General features: G+C 45.4%; 16 protein-coding genes. 14 read left to right on the top strand and 2 right to left on the bottom strand.

Annotated features, from left to right (window positions below; all coding sequences use genetic code 11):
• Positions 1–22: 22 nt before the first annotated feature.
• Both LFE_RS07910 and LFE_RS07905 read right to left on the bottom strand, forming a co-directional pair.
• Positions 23–2161, bottom strand: coding sequence for a DNA polymerase domain-containing protein (locus LFE_RS07910; protein ID WP_014449704.1), 2139 nt, complete (start codon positions 2159–2161; stop codon positions 23–25).
• Entirely contained in the window at positions 2158–2928 is a 771-nt protein-coding gene (locus tag LFE_RS07905) for a hypothetical protein (protein ID WP_041774237.1), read from the bottom strand. Before LFE_RS07905 ends, LFE_RS07910 begins: the two co-directional genes overlap by 4 nt.
• Positions 2929–3360: 432 nt before the next feature.
• On the opposite strand from LFE_RS07905, the gene LFE_RS07900 reads away from it, so the two are divergent.
• The 14 genes from LFE_RS07900 to groL all read left to right on the top strand — a co-directional run bounded on the left by LFE_RS07900 (position 3361) and on the right by groL (position 16391).
• Positions 3361–5118, top strand: a complete 1758-nt coding sequence (locus LFE_RS07900; protein ID WP_014449701.1) for a 30S ribosomal protein S1 — start codon at positions 3361–3363, stop codon at positions 5116–5118.
• A 201-nt stretch (positions 5119–5319) separates the two neighbouring features.
• The gene (sppA, locus tag LFE_RS07895; protein ID WP_148272594.1) at positions 5320–6207 is read left to right on the top strand and encodes a signal peptide peptidase SppA; all 888 of its coding nucleotides are present in this window, start codon (positions 5320–5322) and stop codon (positions 6205–6207) included.
• A gap of 41 nt (positions 6208–6248) precedes the next feature.
• The gene (locus LFE_RS07890; protein WP_014449699.1) at positions 6249–6545 is read left to right on the top strand and encodes an HU family DNA-binding protein; all 297 of its coding nucleotides are present in this window, start codon (positions 6249–6251) and stop codon (positions 6543–6545) included.
• Complete coding sequence (gene ffh, locus LFE_RS07885) at positions 6545–7879, top strand: signal recognition particle protein (protein WP_014449698.1); 1335 nt, start codon at positions 6545–6547, stop codon at positions 7877–7879. Before LFE_RS07890 ends, ffh begins: the two co-directional genes overlap by 1 nt.
• A gap of 48 nt (positions 7880–7927) precedes the next feature.
• Positions 7928–8164 carry a 30S ribosomal protein S16 gene (gene rpsP, locus LFE_RS07880; protein WP_014449697.1) on the top strand — a complete coding sequence of 79 codons (237 nt, stop codon included), beginning with the start codon at positions 7928–7930 and terminating at the stop codon, positions 8162–8164.
• Between the two features lie 92 nt (positions 8165–8256).
• Positions 8257–8748, top strand: a complete 492-nt coding sequence (gene rimM / locus LFE_RS13155; RefSeq protein WP_014449696.1) for a ribosome maturation factor RimM — start codon at positions 8257–8259, stop codon at positions 8746–8748.
• Positions 8721–9512 carry a tRNA (guanosine(37)-N1)-methyltransferase TrmD gene (gene trmD, locus LFE_RS07870; RefSeq protein ID WP_014449695.1) on the top strand — a complete coding sequence of 264 codons (792 nt, stop codon included), beginning with the start codon at positions 8721–8723 and terminating at the stop codon, positions 9510–9512. The genes rimM and trmD overlap by 28 nt, the downstream gene beginning before the upstream one ends.
• On the top strand, positions 9499–9861 hold the full coding sequence (rplS, locus tag LFE_RS07865) for a 50S ribosomal protein L19 (RefSeq protein ID WP_014449694.1): 363 nt from the start codon (positions 9499–9501) through the stop codon (positions 9859–9861). The genes trmD and rplS overlap by 14 nt, the downstream gene beginning before the upstream one ends.
• A 4-nt stretch (positions 9862–9865) precedes the next feature.
• Positions 9866–10519 (top strand): ribonuclease HII, encoded by a 654-nt coding sequence (locus tag LFE_RS07860; protein WP_014449693.1) that lies wholly within the window; start codon positions 9866–9868, stop codon positions 10517–10519.
• Positions 10520–10786: 267 nt separating this feature from the next.
• On the top strand, positions 10787–11515 hold the full coding sequence (locus tag LFE_RS07855; RefSeq protein WP_148272593.1) for a cell division FtsX domain-containing protein: 729 nt from the start codon (positions 10787–10789) through the stop codon (positions 11513–11515).
• A gap of 200 nt (positions 11516–11715) precedes the next feature.
• Positions 11716–12648, top strand: coding sequence for a murein hydrolase activator EnvC family protein (locus LFE_RS07850; RefSeq protein ID WP_148272592.1), 933 nt, complete (start codon positions 11716–11718; stop codon positions 12646–12648).
• Positions 12649–12928: 280 nt separating this feature from the next.
• Positions 12929–14203, top strand: a complete 1275-nt coding sequence (locus LFE_RS07845; protein ID WP_148272591.1) for a S41 family peptidase — start codon at positions 12929–12931, stop codon at positions 14201–14203.
• Between the two features lie 206 nt (positions 14204–14409).
• Positions 14410–14673 (top strand): co-chaperone GroES, encoded by a 264-nt coding sequence (locus LFE_RS07840; RefSeq protein ID WP_014449689.1) that lies wholly within the window; start codon positions 14410–14412, stop codon positions 14671–14673.
• 92 nt (positions 14674–14765) lie between these two features.
• Positions 14766–16391: a chaperonin GroEL gene (gene groL, locus LFE_RS07835; protein ID WP_014449688.1), complete on the top strand. Its 1626-nt coding sequence runs from the start codon at positions 14766–14768 to the stop codon at positions 16389–16391.
• The last annotated feature ends 122 nt before the right edge of the window (positions 16392–16513 follow it).

Genomic DNA, 16513 nt, shown 5'->3' with positions numbered 1-16513 from the left:
CGCTTGAAATTTAAATCTCCCACTACAGCCTCGGCTGAGTGGCGGGTAAGTTGATGAATGGATCGAGAACTTCCAGAACCGCTTTTTCTAAAAGTCTCTGGTATTCCTCGACATCAATCGTGGGAACCTCATGGCTGCCATCGGCAACCACATGGTCCCCCATGTATCCCGAATGACGGCCGGCTAGCCAGTATTGGATCCTTGTACCAGCAGTATCATCCGATCCTTTTTTTTGAGCAGCCCTGACAAAATCCGTCATTTTTTTATAGTCGGATAGGTTTTTGGATAAACGAATATTGATAAGAAGATCTTTTAACGGGACGAGCCTGTCATTCAGATCCGACTTCTTTTCCAATGATTGGGCCAAAAGGGATGGAATCGCTTCAATGATTTCTGATGTGGAGTGATAGTGTCCCATTTTTTCCAGAATTTCTTCCTGAACGTCCCTGATGAACCCAGGCGTTGAAGATTGTCTGGACATTATTCCCCTGCATTTGATCCTTCCGTCTGAAAACTTTCCAAAGTACTTTGTCGAGCTTGCTCTTTCCGGATCGGCTGATCCCCGTGGAAAGGCAATCCAGTCATAAATGCCTTCCATAAGGATTGCCACTCCCGTTTTGCTTTCGATTGCTGCGAAAAGGTGATCGAGCTGTGTTTTATGGTCAGGTGCAACAGGGCCAAACCATAATGCATCAACGATGCCATGAATAACTTTATATCCGGAGTCTTCGACAAGATCTCTGGCAACAAGCAGCGTTTCTCTTCCCCATGCGGTTACACACTCATGTGCTTCGACGCTTCCAAATCGAGCATTGTGATAACCAAGATATCCAAAACAGACAACAAGAATCCACTTGAGAGCTTTTTGGCGTGAGTCTAGGTTCTCCCGATCTTGCTGATCAAGCGTTTGTATCTTAAGGTTTTTAAGATACAGGCGTTTTTTAAGGATGGGGAGAAGGACCTCAGGTATGAATCCTTTCCGGCAGCAGCATATCCGGTGGGGGCTGTTGGGTACTGGAGTGCCGGTGCAACAGGTTGTATTGATTGTTTCAGGGGAAATATTTTTTTCGACCATCAGTGATGGATACATGGAGGAAAAATCGATTTCAGCAACCTGATTGTGGACTCCGCTTCTAGGAATCAGCACCATTCCTCCCCGATCTTTTTTCAGCAAATCCGATGCGCGGGAGAAGTGTTCGACGGATTGTCTTTTCCAGGGAATTAAAATCTTTCTTTGAAATGCATGTGCCAGTTGTGCGGACGAGATGGCTTTCCCTGGGGTTGAGCGAGCAAGACCCTGAAGGTCTGTCTGTGCAAAGCGACTGACTTCCAACAGGCCGGGAAGTCCTGATTCTTTTAAGAAAAAAGATGTTTTCGTATCGAGATGCCATCGCCCCCGGAGATGAGGTTTGTTTTCTGCAGAAAGACCTTTTTTGATCGGTGAAGTGGTTTTTCTATGAGGTGGCTGCATTCCGATTCTTTTAAACAGCGGAAACAAAGCATTATCTCCCCCGATTGTCATCAGGATGTCGGGGTTGTGAGTTTTGAAAATGTGTTCCAGATAACTCTTGAGTGCGCTTCCTCTTTCTTCAAGAATGCGTTCTTCATGTTCATCGCAGAGAATAAGTGTATCGGAAGAGATTTTCATTGAAAGGATATTGAGTGCAGAGAGATCTTCAAGGGGCGATTGTTGAGAATCTTCCCGATGGATCAAGTAGCCCTGTTCAGATGTTTTTTTATGGATCTGGATAGGGCAAAGCGGATAGAGGTTTTTTGTGTAAAAATAACGCTGAAGAATGTCTATATCGATGTTGTAGAGAGAGATGGGGCTATTTCGATATTGCTCTGCTGATCTTTGAAACCGACGGAAAGAGTGCAGATGGAGAAATATGATCTCCATGCATGAAACATCTTTTCCTGTTTCAAGATCGTGCCATACGGAGTTTTTGATTTCTATGGATGAAGCGATGGGATCGAGTGTTTTCAAAAATTCCTGACATTGTTTCGACGACCCTCTGGCGATGATGGAAGGTTTGAAGCTGTCATCAGGGAGATAGAGAATCTCTTTTTTGCCAGAAGGGAGAATCCATACCCCGATCGTTTCCAGTTCTTCTGTTACATCGAAAAGATAGGCTGTATCATTCGGAATATCGTGGATCATCGTTCCTCTGGAAAGATTTTTCCTGAGTGTTCTTCCTCAAGCTTTTCAATTCGGGATTCCATTTCCATGAATATGTTCATGATCATGAGCATCAAAGGGTCTTTTTTTCCAGCCATTTCTCCTGCTGCAGGGGAAAGAAAGAGAGCTTTGTTGAACAGCCGTTCAAATCGTTTTTTTTCTTCTCGCGACAATGAATGTGTGTAGTTGTTCCATAATTGTTTTTCGAGTTGGACGAGTTCTCTGAATGTTGGGGTCGATTTTCCCATGATGTTTTGTTCTCCAGATAAGATTTCCCTTGATGGGTTTTGATAAGCGTTTATGAATGATAAAAATGCCTCAATGTTTTGAGGGGATGAGAGACTATTGATGCTGTCCGGTCCGAGAATGAAGCTGATAATGCTCGGTTTTCCACGCTGTTTTACGATCAGCTCCATTTGAGAAACGAGCATATTTTTCAATCGCCTCTTATGAGAGGTGTTATTGTCTTGGGGGAATCCGGAGAAAAGACATATGGAAAGGGATTTTTCTGAAGCGAGCCTGTTTGATAAACGGGAGAGGATGGATTGAGTCTGCTGGACGTTGAATCCTCGGCAAATGAAAATGTTGTGCATAATGCTCTCCCATTCATTTCGGGAGAGTCCATTGCTGGAGATCAGATCGAGCGGATTGGCTATGGAATCCGTTTCTGCGACGACCCAGAAAACGACTCCACCGATGGAGACGGTTTTTCTGATCATATCCCTGAGTTCACTAAGCGTTATGGTCATTATGCTTTCCACAGAATCCATCCATTGTGAGTGTGATGAGTGCGTTCCCATCACCTAAAAGTGAGCCACCCCGTTATTCCTGAATCTCTATACGCATCGATTGGAATCGGACTGTATTTTTTTAATGTACGGAATCTCCCCCAGAAAGAATCCAGAATCAAAATTATTATAGTACATATTTTTTACCCACAATTATTTATCTAGTCAATGGCTGCTTTCTGACCATAGGTTTCCATTCGCGTAGCGCTCTGTCTCGCCAATCTTTGGAGGGGTGCGTTAATGATTTGATATACAAAGATATTTTCTTACTGATGGATATCTTTTGAGTCTTTGGGGACTTCTCTTCGGAAGGGCTTTATTTTCACATCTTTTTGAGATATGATTAAAAGATTCCAAGCCGTAGAATGCGGCGAGCAGGGGGGTTCATTTCGAATGTCAAAAGAGCAGAATTTAGTTCAGGATCATCAAGTCAATGTTGAGGAGTCAGAGTTTACTCCAGAGATGATGGAAAGTCTTTATGCAGAGACTCTCCGAAATCTCGAGGAAGGGTCTGTTGTTGAGGGCCGAGTAATTGATATCTACCCGAATGAAGTCGTGGTTGATATCGGATACAAGTCTGAAGGACACATCGCAAAGTCAGAATTTTCCGACGAGGAGATTCAGGGACTTAAGGTGGACGATATTATCCATGTCTATCTTGAGGAACGGGAAGATCTTCACGGGAATCTTGTCCTGTCCAAGGAAAAAGCGGATCGGATGAAGGTCTGGGATGCGATTGAGGAAAGCTTCAATCGTGGCGATGTTATGGAAGGTAAGGTTGTTGCCCGTATCAAGGGTGGCATGACCGTCGACGTCGGTCTCAAGGCATTCCTTCCTGGTTCCCAGATCGATCTGCGTCCTGTGAGGGATATGGATCGCTTGATCGGGCAGACGATTCAGGTTCGCATTATAAAGATGAACAAAAAGCGTGGAAACATCATTGTTTCCCGTAGAGTTCTTCTTGAAGAGTGGCGTGATCGTCGGAAGAAGGTCACGATGGATGCCCTTAAGGAAGGCGAGGTTCTTGAAGGAATTGTCAAGAATATCACCGATTATGGTGCCTTCATCGATCTCGGTGGCATTGATGGTCTTCTGCATATTACCGATATGTCGTGGGGGCGCGTTAGCAATCCTCAGGATCTGATGAATGTCGGCGATAAGCTTAATGTTGTTGTCCTGAAGCATGATCGTGATACCGGAAGGGTTTCCCTGGGCCTGAAACAATTGAGTGCAGATCCCTGGACTCTTGTGGCCACCCGTTATCCCGAATTTTCCAAGGTTGCAGCCAAGGTCGTTTCCATTACGGATTACGGCGCTTTCCTTGAAATCGAGCCAGGTGTTGAGGGCTTGATGCATGTGACGGAAATGAGCTGGAATCATGAAGTCAAGCACCCCAGCAAGATTATGAATGTCGGGGATGTTGTTGAGGCCCGCGTCCTGAAGATTGACGAGAAGAATCGCAAGATTTCTCTTGGATTGAAGCAGCTTGGACCTAACCCTTGGGATAGTGTTGAAGAGCGTTATCCGATCGGGACCGTTGTGTCCGGGAAGGTCAAGAGCTTGACCGACTTTGGTGCATTTGTTGGTCTTGATGAGGGAATTGACGGCTTGATTCATATTTCGGATATGTCCTGGACAAAGCACGTTCGTCATCCTTCTGAACTCTTTAAGAAAGGCCAGAAGGTTGAGGTTGCTGTCCTTAAGATTGAGAAAGAGCGTCAGCGGTTGTCACTGGGCTTCAAGCAACTCTCCCAGGATCCATGGGACTCTGAAATTCCGGAGCGTTTTGCCGTTGGCGTATCCGTTGATGGAGTTATTACCAAAGTAATGGATTTCGGCTTCTTTGTTGAGTTGGCTGAGGGAGTCGAAGGACTCGTTCATGTCAGCGAGGTCGATATTGAGTCTGGCCAGCGATTGGATCAGTCCTATCAGGTAGGCTCAACCATTTCTGTTCGTGTGATCAAGCTTGATCCAGCTGAAAGGAAAATCGGTCTTTCCGTAAAGCCGATGCCTGAAGGCGGATATCAGGCAGAACCTGCAGTTACACCCGTGGCAGCGGCTCCATCTCCTTCAGTGAGTGCGATGGAAGATGCCATGAAATCGGCTCGCAAAAAAGGCCGAAAAGGGCAAGACTCAGATTCAGAGGAATAAATCACGACAAAAAAGATCTTGTTCGTGGCTAGCTTAGGCTGGCCACGAATTTTTTTGTCTTGGGATGTATATTCTTGCCTCTTGGTTCGCTATGATAAATACTCGCCTTCTTGGAATCATGTTTTCACTCATCGGACTGTCAGCAACTTTTTAGAAAGGCTTGCCTTTGAGCGGGATCCCTTCCGTTCGGGATAAAATATGATGATGAGACTCGGTAAGTTCTTCAAATACATCTTTGTGTTGATCATTGTGACTGCCTCGGTATATCTTTTGGCTCAGATGGCATCTTATATGGGAAAGAGTATCCCTCTGATTGGGGGAGCGCGGATTGGAGTTGTCAGAATTTCAGGGGTTATTGTATCATCCGCTGAAACGATCCGTCAGTTAAGAGCTCTCGATGGGGATCCATCCATCAAGGCCATCATTCTGAGAATAAATAGTCCCGGTGGTGCGGTTGTTCCGTCCCAGGATATTTATGAAGAAGTTGGAAAGATTCGGGCAAAAGGAAAGCCTGTTATTTCATCTATCGGAACACTTGGAGCATCAGGTGCTTACTATATCGCCTCAGGTACGGACTATATCATGGCGAGCCCTGGTTCCCTGACTGGGTCGATTGGTGTCATCATGGAGCTTGCAGAATTTAAGGATCTTTTGGACAAGATTGGCATCAAGAGCGAAGTGCTGAAGGCTGGAGCAATGAAGGATGCCGGATCTCCATTTCGCCCGATGACTCCTGCTGAACAGGAATACATGCAAACTCTTTTGGCAAATATTCATGCCCAGTTTATACATGATGTTTCAAAGGGCAGAAAAATACCGGTTGAAACACTGAAACCCTTGGCAGATGGACGGGTTTTTACTGGGAAAATGGCGTTGGGTCTTCATCTCGTTGATGGTTTGGGTGATTATAGGGATGCCGTTTCGAAAGCCCAGCAGATGGCTCATCTTTCTGGAACACCTGAGTTGAAGGAGTTTCCAAAAAAGACTTTTTTGGATTCGCTTTTTTCCTCGAAGATGTCCTCTTATTTGACAGGCGTAACCGGTGGTTCCGGTGGTTTTTGGGCGATCATGCCCGGCCGAGGTTTTTGAAATTCCTCATTCGTGATTTTTCTTACTGATTAGGAGGATCCATGACGAGAGACGATTTAATTCGAAGAATCGCAGAAGAGATGCCTGGTATTTCAATCCCTGAAGCAAGGAGGTTGATCCTGCTTTTTGTTGAAGGAATGAAGAAAGGCCTTAATGAAGCTGAAAATCTGGAGTTTCGGCGATTTGGCGTTTTTGAGGTTCATCACAGGAAAGCCAGAATAGCGAGGAACCCAAGAACAGGGGCTTCTGTCCAGGTCGGTTCTCGTCGTAGTCTTGTTTTCCGTCAAGGAAAAGTTTTGAAGGCCAGAATGAAAAATCTTACAAAAAGAACAATCTGATGTTTGAAGGATTGTCGCAGCGTTTTGATCAAATTCTGAGAAAAATCACCGGAAAAGGTCTTCTGACTGAATCTCAGGTTGCGGAAACACTTCAGGAGATCCGGATAGCTCTTCTCGAAGCCGATGTGACACTTGACGTTGTCACAAAGCTTGTCGATGCATTGCGCCAGAAGTTAGTCGGCGCAGAGATTGCAAAAGCAATGACTCCTGTCGAGACGGTTTTGAAGGAGCTCTACCTTGAGATTGTCCGGATTCTTGGAGAGAATAAGTCAAATATACAGCTCTCCTCAAAGCCCCCCACAATTATCTTCCTGATGGGACTGCAAGGTTCCGGTAAAACCACAACCGTTGCGAAGCTTGCATATCATTTCCGACAATCGGGAAAACGTGTCCTGATGGTGGCATCGGATCTCCAACGTCTCGCAGCTGTCGAACAGCTGAAGGTGTTGGGCGAGCAGGTTGGTGTTCCTGTTGTTTTGCCAAAGGAGAATGTCACAAGGCCAAAGGATATGTATCCGGATGTCCGGCGCCGGTGGATTGAAGGTATGCACGAGGTTGTCATCATCGATACTGCAGGGCGGCTTTCGATCGATGAAGATCTTATGCAAGAGCTTAAAGAACTGAAGGCTCTTTACAACCCAAAAGAGTCCCTCCTTGTTCTTGACGCAATGACCGGTCAGGAATCTGTTCGAGTTGCACAGGCATTTGACCAGAAGATTGGCCTTGATGGATTGATCTTCACCAAACTTGATGGTGACGCAAGAGCTGGTGCAATCTTGTCAATTCGAAGCGTCCTTGGAAAGCCAATCAAGTTCATTGGTACGGGAGAAAAGACGGATAGACTGGAACCATTCTATCCGGACAGGGTCGCTTCCAGAATTATCGGAATGGGAGATATCCAGACCCTTATTGAAAAGGCTCAGCATGCAGTTACCAAAGAAGATGCTGAGAAAATGGTCAATCGGGTTACGAAAAACCAGATCACGTTTGATGATTTTCTGGATCAGATCCGCACGATGCGAAAAATGGGATCTGTTAATGATATATTATCGATGATTCCTGGTGCATCAAGTGTCAAGGATAAGCTGGACATGGGTGTGGTTGAGAAAGAGATGAAGAGGACCGAAGCCGTTATCTTGTCCATGACCAAGAAAGAAAGGAATTCTCCCGAGATTATTGATGGGAGCCGAAGAAGAAGAATTGCTTCCGGTTCGGGCACAACTGTGCAAGTGGTCAATCAGGTATTGCGTCAGTTCGAACAAGTGAGAAAAATGATGCGCACAGCCCTTAAGCCAAATGGTAAAAGAGCCTTGCGTTCGATGCTTCCCTTTTAGTCATAAGGAGAGGCTTTTGGATATTCAATTTAAGCTAAGGAGATTATTTTGTCAGTAAGAATTCGTCTTTCCCGACTTGGAAGAAAAAAGAGCCCTGTCTATCGCATTGTTGTTGCTGATTCCCGGTGCCCCAGAGATGGTCGCTTTCTGGATATTGTCGGAGCTTACTCTCCAAGAGACAATGATCAGGTGACTTTTAAAACCGAGAAGCTTGAGTCATGGCTCCAAAAGGGAGCAATGCCAACAGATACAGTGGCTCGTCTTATCCGTAAGGCAAAACCATAATAGGTTTTGCCTGATCTTTTCGGGAGGTGATTCTTGGACAACAAGGTTGAATCTCTGGATACTACGCTTGTTGTTGCGAAGGTCGGTCGATCTTGGGGGCTGAAAGGTTTTTTTTTGCACATTTATTAAGTGATAATCCAAATCGCTTTTTAAAAGATCTCGGCGCCACGTTCGTTCTTAAGTCGCCGCTTGGAGCGATTGAGCCGCGCAAGCTTCTTGAATGCAAAAAGACGGAAGGGAAGGACTCGCTTCTTCTCAGTCTGGAAGGGATTGATTCCCCAGAGTCAGCCAAGGAACGTTCAGGTTGGGCTATTTGTTTGGGCAACGCGCTTCCTTGGGTTCCTACGGATGAAAATGTTTACCTGATTTCCGATCTGGAAGGAATGTCTGTTATCGACATTGATTCCGGACAGTCTGTTGGGGTTGTCTCGGGGTTTTATGAGCGTCCTGGTCAGGATATCCTGTCGGTGGATTCAAATGGAGTAGAAGTGTTGGTTCCATTTGTTGAACCGCTGGTCCCGCTTGTTGACCGAAACGCCCGGGAGGTTCATGTTCGATGGAAAGTCCTAGATCCTTCGGCCTGATTACCCTTTTCCCCGATGCTCTGGCTGGAATGCTTGATTTCAGTATTTTGAAAAGGGCCAGGGAAAAAAATCTTGCTGAGTACCGGATGTGGAACTTGCGGGATTTTGGTACTGGACGTTATCGCTCAACCGATGACTACCCCTATGGCGGTGGTTCTGGAATGATTCTTCGTCCGGATCCCATTTTTCGGGCGATAAGAGCGGCCTCTTCGGCTCTAACGGGTTTTGACCCATCTCCGCCAGGAAGTGTGAGACTTGTATATCCGTCCCCTCAGGGACAGATCTTTAATCAATCTGTTGCATGGAGTTGGGCAGAGGATCCTCGTCCGGTTCTTTTTTTGTGCGGCCACTATGAAGGAATTGACGAACGGGTATTGTTGGCACACCCGTTTGAAGAGTGGACCATCGGAGATTATGTTTTAACCGGAGGAGAAATTCCGGCACTTGCCATGATTGACGCTGTGGTAAGATTGATTCCGGGTGTTCTCTCTGACCATCAATCTGTGATGACAGAAACATTTTCTGCTTCTGAAGATTTTGATTTTCCACAGTATACGCGCCCCCCGGATTATGAGGGGTTGGCTGTTCCCGAAGTCCTTCTTTCAGGGCATCATCTTCGGATCCAGCAGTATCGCTCTGAAAAAGCACGTGAAAAGAGAGATCGGGTTCGCCCGGATCTCCGGGCCATTTCCAGAAAAAAATCAGAAATGGCTGTTGCCCCTCAAGAACAACAAGAAAGGATTGAACGTAATGAATGTCATTGATCAAGTTGAGCAGCTCTATATGAAAGAAAATCCACCGGAAGCAAGAATCGGGGAGACCGTCAGGGTTCATTTGAAAATTGTGGAAGGTGAAAAAGAGCGTATTCAGGTTTTTGAGGGCGTTGTCATCGCATTAAGGGGGGGAGGCACCCGCTCGATGATGACTGTCAGAAAGATTTCTTTCGGTGTCGGCGTTGAACGTATTTTCCCTCTTCACTCTCCCCAGATCATTAAAATCGAGCGGATCAGGGTTGGTAAGGTAAGACGGGCAAAGTTGTACTTCTTGAGAACGAAGAAAGGGAAGGCTGCCAGGCTGAAAGAAGTCGAGACCCGAAGAGAGCCCAAAGGATAGTTTTTTGCCACATAAGCGACCCGATGGCTCACTTGAACAATCTCTTTTAGCTCAAGGCTGTTTCAGAATAGCAGCAGTTGATGAGGTTGGTCGGGGGGCTATCGCTGGTCCAGTTGTCGTCTCGTGTGTGGTCTTGACCCCTTCCGTACAGGATTTTTTAGGCCTTGGTATTACTGATTCAAAAGTCTTGACACCGTCGGCTCGGGAGCGCATTTTCAAGTATCTTGATCGTTGGGCTCCCAGTTGTACTTTTGGTGAAGCTTCGGTTGCAGAAATTGACTCGATGAATATCAGAGAAGGAACATTCCTGGCCATGAAGAGGGCGATCCTTTCCTTAAAAGAGGCCCCTGACATTCTTCTTGTCGATGGAAATGAATCTATCCCCTCCCGCTATTTTTCAGGTACTCCTTATGAAAATATGAAGCAGAAGTCCATTGTTGGCGGAGATCGACTGGTGCTGTCGATTGCCGCAGCTTCCATAATGGCAAAGGTCACCCGCGACCAATTGATGAATGAAATGGACTCTTTATTTCCTGGTTACGGCTTTTCAAAAAATAAAGGTTACGGCACTGCCGAGCACAGGGATCAAATGAAGAAGAATGGGCTCACTCGCTTGCATCGTAAAACATTTTCCAAAACGTTTCTGACTCCCAAATGAAGATCCTTGCGTCTTTCTTGTGCGTATCCCGCATTCCTTGAGAGGGAATTTCCGTTTGAAGATCCTTTCCGATGACAGCCGTCCTCATATTATAACCCCTTTAATCTTATCAAATGGAGATTTAGGGGGATGATCCGTTCTTATTCTTTTTTCAGACAATTTGTTTCAATTACCTTTTTTTCATTGCTCTTTTGCGTTTTCTTATGGATGATTTCTTCTTTTCTGATGGTCGAACAAATCAGGACATCTTCTCTTGAGAATACTCATATGGTTGTTGTTCTAGATCAGAAGATCTCGAATTCGGACTATCAAAAGATTTTTGGTCAGCTATCTTTTATCACGACCAATATCAAACCCCTTTCTCTGGATGAAGTGAATCAGTTCGCACAGCCTTCAATAAGTGATCCGATCTCTGGAACAACTAAAAAGATGATCCTTCTGACTCTTTCAATGGGAAAAAACAATAGGGGAGAGAGGGTGACACTGGCTGATCAAGCCCTTTCCATTCACAAAATTCTTTCTGGAAATAGACATGTGCTTCTTGTTGAAGACAATTTGCCTTGGGCGGAAAAACTTGACTCATTAGACCTTTTAATGATTCATCTTAAACGCTCTGGACTCATGCTATTAGGACTTGTGGTCTTGATGCTGATCCTTTTTTGGAGTTTTTTGGGGGGTGTTACCGAGAAGGATGCCGGTGCAGTGGATCCTTCTGGAAATTCTTTTTGGAAACAATCGGATCCTTCTTCTTTCTCGTTTAACCGAGAAGGTTTTCGTTTGGGTTTTTTTGCTGCCTTGGGAGCATGTATTCTTCTTTTTCTGGCTCACCCGGCTCTTTATAGTCCCTCTCTGGATCCATTCCTTGCATCCTCTCAGCTTGGAATCCATTCTAAGTGGGTTTATTTTTTCTTTTCTTTTCCGGTCATTGGCGGGGGGCTCGGGTGGTTGTCTTTTCAGCTGGGAAAATTTTGGCGCAGGGTATTGCTCTCACACTAATTTCTTTTTTTGTTTTTCCTTGTGTTCAGCCATCCCTGGCATCGGAGTCTCATCATTCCATTAAAAAACTGCAGGAAGAGTTGCATCAACATCGCAGTGAATACAATCGATTAAGAAAGGAGTGGATTCGTAATCACAGAAAGGAGATCCGATTCCGTTCCAAAGGCCAGGATTTGAAGTATCGGATATTGGAGTTGAAAATGGATAAGGAGAACTTGCATGTCAAAATTGAAAATGCAAGGATCGATCTTATCCGAATGAATAGAAAGCTGGACTTTTTCAACAACAAGATCAGTTCCGAAAAACTCTTACTGGAGTCTGATCGGAATCAACTGGAAAAGACCAGGTTTGCCTACCTCTCTGATGCGCTCAAGGGGTATTTGATCGAGCTTGACCAAGCACCTTCCCCTCTCTTTTACAAGATTGCCCTTCTTTCTCTCTCTTCCCGTCAGAATACACTCTCCAAAAGGATTGCTATCGAGAAGAGCAATGAGATTCGCTCTATTAATGAGCTTTCTTCGTGGAGGATGAAAAAAAAACGTCTCTTGGCCGATAGACAGAAGACGATCAAAAAAGAGGCAAGAGAAAGATCCAAAATGAATTCGATGAGAAATGAGCTTAAGCATCTTCTTGTAATGGAAAAGAGATTGAAGAAAGATGATACCCGGATCGAGCGCAAGAAACGGCATTTACTTCACCTGATTCAGCATCTTGAAGCAATCTCATCCCACTATCGAACCCATTTTCATGCTATTAAACGACTTCATCTTCTGCCGGGAAGCCTCAAATGGCCAGTTAGAGGAGAGATCGTTGAAGGCTTTGGACATTTTCATGATGGTGTGGATATTCGTGTCCACCCAGGAGAGGTCATTCACTCCTCTGGTGACGGACAGGTTATTTTTGCCCGTCACTATACCGGATATGGACAAATGGTGATTCTTGATCATGGAAATCATATCTATTCTCTTTACGGACATTTAGGCCGAATCGCTGTGAAGAAAGGAGAGAACATTTCAAAAGGGGCTGTCATTGGATATGCGGGAGGTGGCGGGTCACATGGGAAAGATACATTATTTTTTGGACTGACACATGGTGGTAACCCTGTTAATCCAGTTCCTTATCTCTCAAGATAACACTCTTTTCTTAAATCCCTTGCCGATTGGAGAATAGGGTGATACTCTGAAAAGAGTCAGTTTTTGGAGTACGGAAATGGACTTTCCTCTTTTTCTTCTGTGATGTCCTTATTATATCAGGACTTCATTGTCACCTATCATTGGATCCTTGGTCATAGTGAATTTGTTTAGGTCAATATGGGATTACCTCAGGTGAGTCATTTGGAGGTGCAGCAAGAAATGGGGAAAACCATGAAACCCTGTAAAAGAAGGATCGTGATAGAAAATGTGGAAGATGGTCATGAAAACCAGTAGGGTTTTTCTTGTGTTGGCAATTGGCATCCTTGTTGGTGGGGTCGGTCACGCTGTTTTTGCCGATGGAGGGACGGATAAATCATTAAAAGTCTTATCAATGGTTTATTCCTTGATTCAAAAGGATTATGTTGACCCTCTTTCAGGCAAGCCTGTCCTGACATCAGCGATAAAGGGTATGGTCGCTTCGCTGGATCCTCATTCCGAATACATGACTCCCCAGGAATATCACGAGTTGGAAATTGATACGAAGGGACAGTTTGGGGGAGTTGGGATCAAGATCACCACAAGAGGGAAAAAGATCATTGTTCAGTCACCTATCCCCAATGCTCCGGCGGAGAGAGCCGGAATCAAGGCTGGTGATCAAATTGTCAAAGTCAACGGATTGTCAACCGAAAAGCTGGGATTGGCTCAATCTGTTCACTTGATGAGAGGCCGTGTCGGTACTGCGGTGACTTTGACCATTCGCCGAAAAGGTGTTTTTGAAGCCAAGGATTTCAACGTTGTCAGGGAAGTGATTCAAATTCATACAGTCAAGGCAAAAATGATCTCTCCGACAATCGGTTATATCCTCGACAGGGAGTTTTCCGAAAACAATGCGCGCGATATGGGAAAGGCCATTGTTGAATTGAGGAGCCAGGGAATGAAGGCCCTGATTATCGATCTCCGCAATAATCCTGGAGGATTGTTGAATGATGCTGTGGATTCGGCCTCTCTTTTCCTTCCGGAACACAAGGTTGTTGTTTCGATGAAAGGACGTCGCCAGTTTCACGCATTCCATGCGAGAAATGAAAAACCTTTTGAGCATTTCCCCATTGTTGTCCTTGTAAATACGGAGTCTGCCTCTGCAGCGGAGATTCTTTCCGGAGCACTTCAGGACTATCATCGGGCAACAATCCTAGGAACCCAAAGTTTCGGGAAAGGATCCGTACAGACTATTTTGCCATTGTTTGACGGATCTGCATTGCGTCTCACGACAGCTCGTTATTTTACGCCTTCCGGACGTTCCATCCAGGATTATGGAATCACCCCGGATGTGATCGTGAAAGAGGTTATCCCAAAAGGAATGAAGTCGATCAAGGTGCCTAGAGAAGTGGATCTGAAGCATCACTTTCTGAATCCGGATGGAGCAGAAGCAACAATCCATATTCCCAAGTCAAATGTCCAGTATCATCTTCCTATGGGGAGAATTCCAATGAAAGATGATACCCAAGTTCAGGCGGCTATACGTATTCTGGATAAGGATCTGGTGGCTTCGCGCTAGTCATGTGGAGTGTTTTTTTGAGGGGGAAGGGGATAGATATCTCCTTCCCCCTTTTTGATTTCAAGGCCATTTTATCGCCTGAATGTATGGCACACTGGATTTCCCCTTGCAAAGGAATTGGACCTCTGGTATTCTATTATCACTCATGAGGGGTGAGTGCTAATCACCACAAGAGAAGCGTTATTCATCTTAAAGGAGGAGGATCGATGAAGTTTAAACCGTTGAAGGATCGTGTTTTTGTAAGTTATTCCGAGGAGGCCGAAAAAACTCAGGGTGGCCTTTATATACCTGATGCGGCTAAGGAAAAGCCCCAGAAGGGGAAAGTCGAAGGAATCGGCGATGAAGTGAAGTCGCTTAAGGTTGGGGAGATTGTCCTTTTCGATAAATATTCCGGTTCAAAAATCACGATGGAAGGCACTGAATATCTGATCCTGAAGGAAGAAGATATTCTCGGAGTCTTGACCGCCTGATCCATCTTCAAATGATGGGTTGAGTCTCTTTGGATTTTTCTCATTATTTTTGGAGCTAAATGATCTCAAACTTTTCAGGGAGGTTTTCTTAAATGGCAAAACAAATGAGCTACAGTGAAAGCGCTCGTTCCTCGATTCTTCGTGGTGTGACCGCTCTAGCCGATGCAGTTAAGGTAACACTGGGTCCAAAGGGCAGAAATGCTGTGATTGAAAAGAAATTTGGAGCCCCTACCATTACAAAGGACGGCGTGACCGTAGCCAAGGAGATTGAGCTCAAAGATCCTTTTGAGAACATGGGTGCCCAGCTTGTTAAAGAAGTTGCTTCCAAAACAAGTGACATTGCTGGCGATGGTACCACCACAGCCACCGTTTTGGCCCATGCGATCTACCGGGAAGGTGTGAAGAACGTGACTGCCGGTGCCAATTCCATGGATCTGAAGAGAGGAATTGATCTTGCTGTCCAGGCTGTCATTGCTGAGCTGAAGAAAATGTCCAAGCCTTGCCAGGATAAAAAAGAAATTGCTCAAATCGCGACAATTTCTGCAAATAATGATCCTGAAATTGGTCGTTTGATTGCAGATGCAATGGACAAGGTTGGCAAAGACGGTGTTATCACTGTTGAAGAAGCAAAAAGCATGACAACCTCTCTTGATGTTGTGGAAGGTATGCAGTTCGACAGAGGTTATACCTCGCCATATTTCATTACCGACCAGGATCGCATGGAAGTCAGCCTTGAAAATCCATATATCCTGATCCATGAAAAGAAAATCAGCAGCATGAAGGATCTTCTGCCGATTCTTGAGCAGACTGCCAAAATGGGCAAACCAATCATGATCATCGCAGAAGAAGTTGAAGGTGAAGCTCTTGCAACGCTTGTTGTGAACAAGCTTCGTGGAACACTTCAGGTTGCTGCAGTCAAAGCTCCTGGTTTTGGTGATCGCAGAAAAGCCATGCTTGAGGACATCGCCACATTGACTGGCGGTACCATGATTGCCGAGGATCTCGGAATCAAGCTCGAAAGCATCAAGCTTACAGATCTCGGACGTGCCAAGAGAGTGACCATCGACAAGGATAATACCACTATCGTCGAGGGAGCTGGTGAGCATGCCAAGATTCAGGCTCGTGTCAAGCAGATCAAAAATCAGATAGAAGAGTCCACCTCTGATTATGATCGCGAAAAGCTCCAGGAGCGTCTTGCCAAGATCGTTGGTGGAGTTGCCGTCATCAATGTTGGTGCTGCAACAGAAACCGAAATGAAAGAAAAGAAAGCTCGTGTTGAAGATGCCCTTCATGCAACCAAGGCAGCTGTGGAAGAGGGTATCGTTCCAGGTGGCGGTGTTGCACTTCTTCGCTCTATCGATGCACTGAACTCCGTTCAGGCCACAGGAGATCAGAAGATCGGTGTCAACATTATTCGCCGAGCACTTGAAGAGCCCCTTCGTCAGATCTCACAGAATGCCGGACTTGAAGGTTCCGTTGTGGTCCAGAGAGTTCGCTCTGAAAAAGGTACGATGGGATTTGATGCGGCTTCAGAAACTTATGTTGACATGATTCAGGCTGGAATCATTGACCCGACAAAGGTCACCCGCTCAGCGCTTCAAAATGCGGCGTCTGTTTCAAGCCTGATGCTGACAACTGAAGTCATGATTGCTGATATTCCGGAAAAAGAGCCCAAGGCCCCAGCAATGCCAGGTGGCGGTATGGGTGACATGTATTAAATCCGAATGCGTAAGCGTTTGGATCTTGTTTTCAGGAAAGAGGAAGGCAGAAATGCCTTCCTCTTTTTTTTACTGGATAGATTCTGTTTATCTGTTTTTTTAAGGATTTTTGTTTGACAGTC

The sequence above is a fragment of the Leptospirillum ferrooxidans C2-3 genome (assembly GCF_000284315.1).
Classification (GTDB): domain Bacteria; phylum Nitrospirota; class Leptospirillia; order Leptospirillales; family Leptospirillaceae; genus Leptospirillum; species Leptospirillum ferrooxidans.
This window is presented reverse-complemented; position numbering and strand designations above follow the sequence as displayed.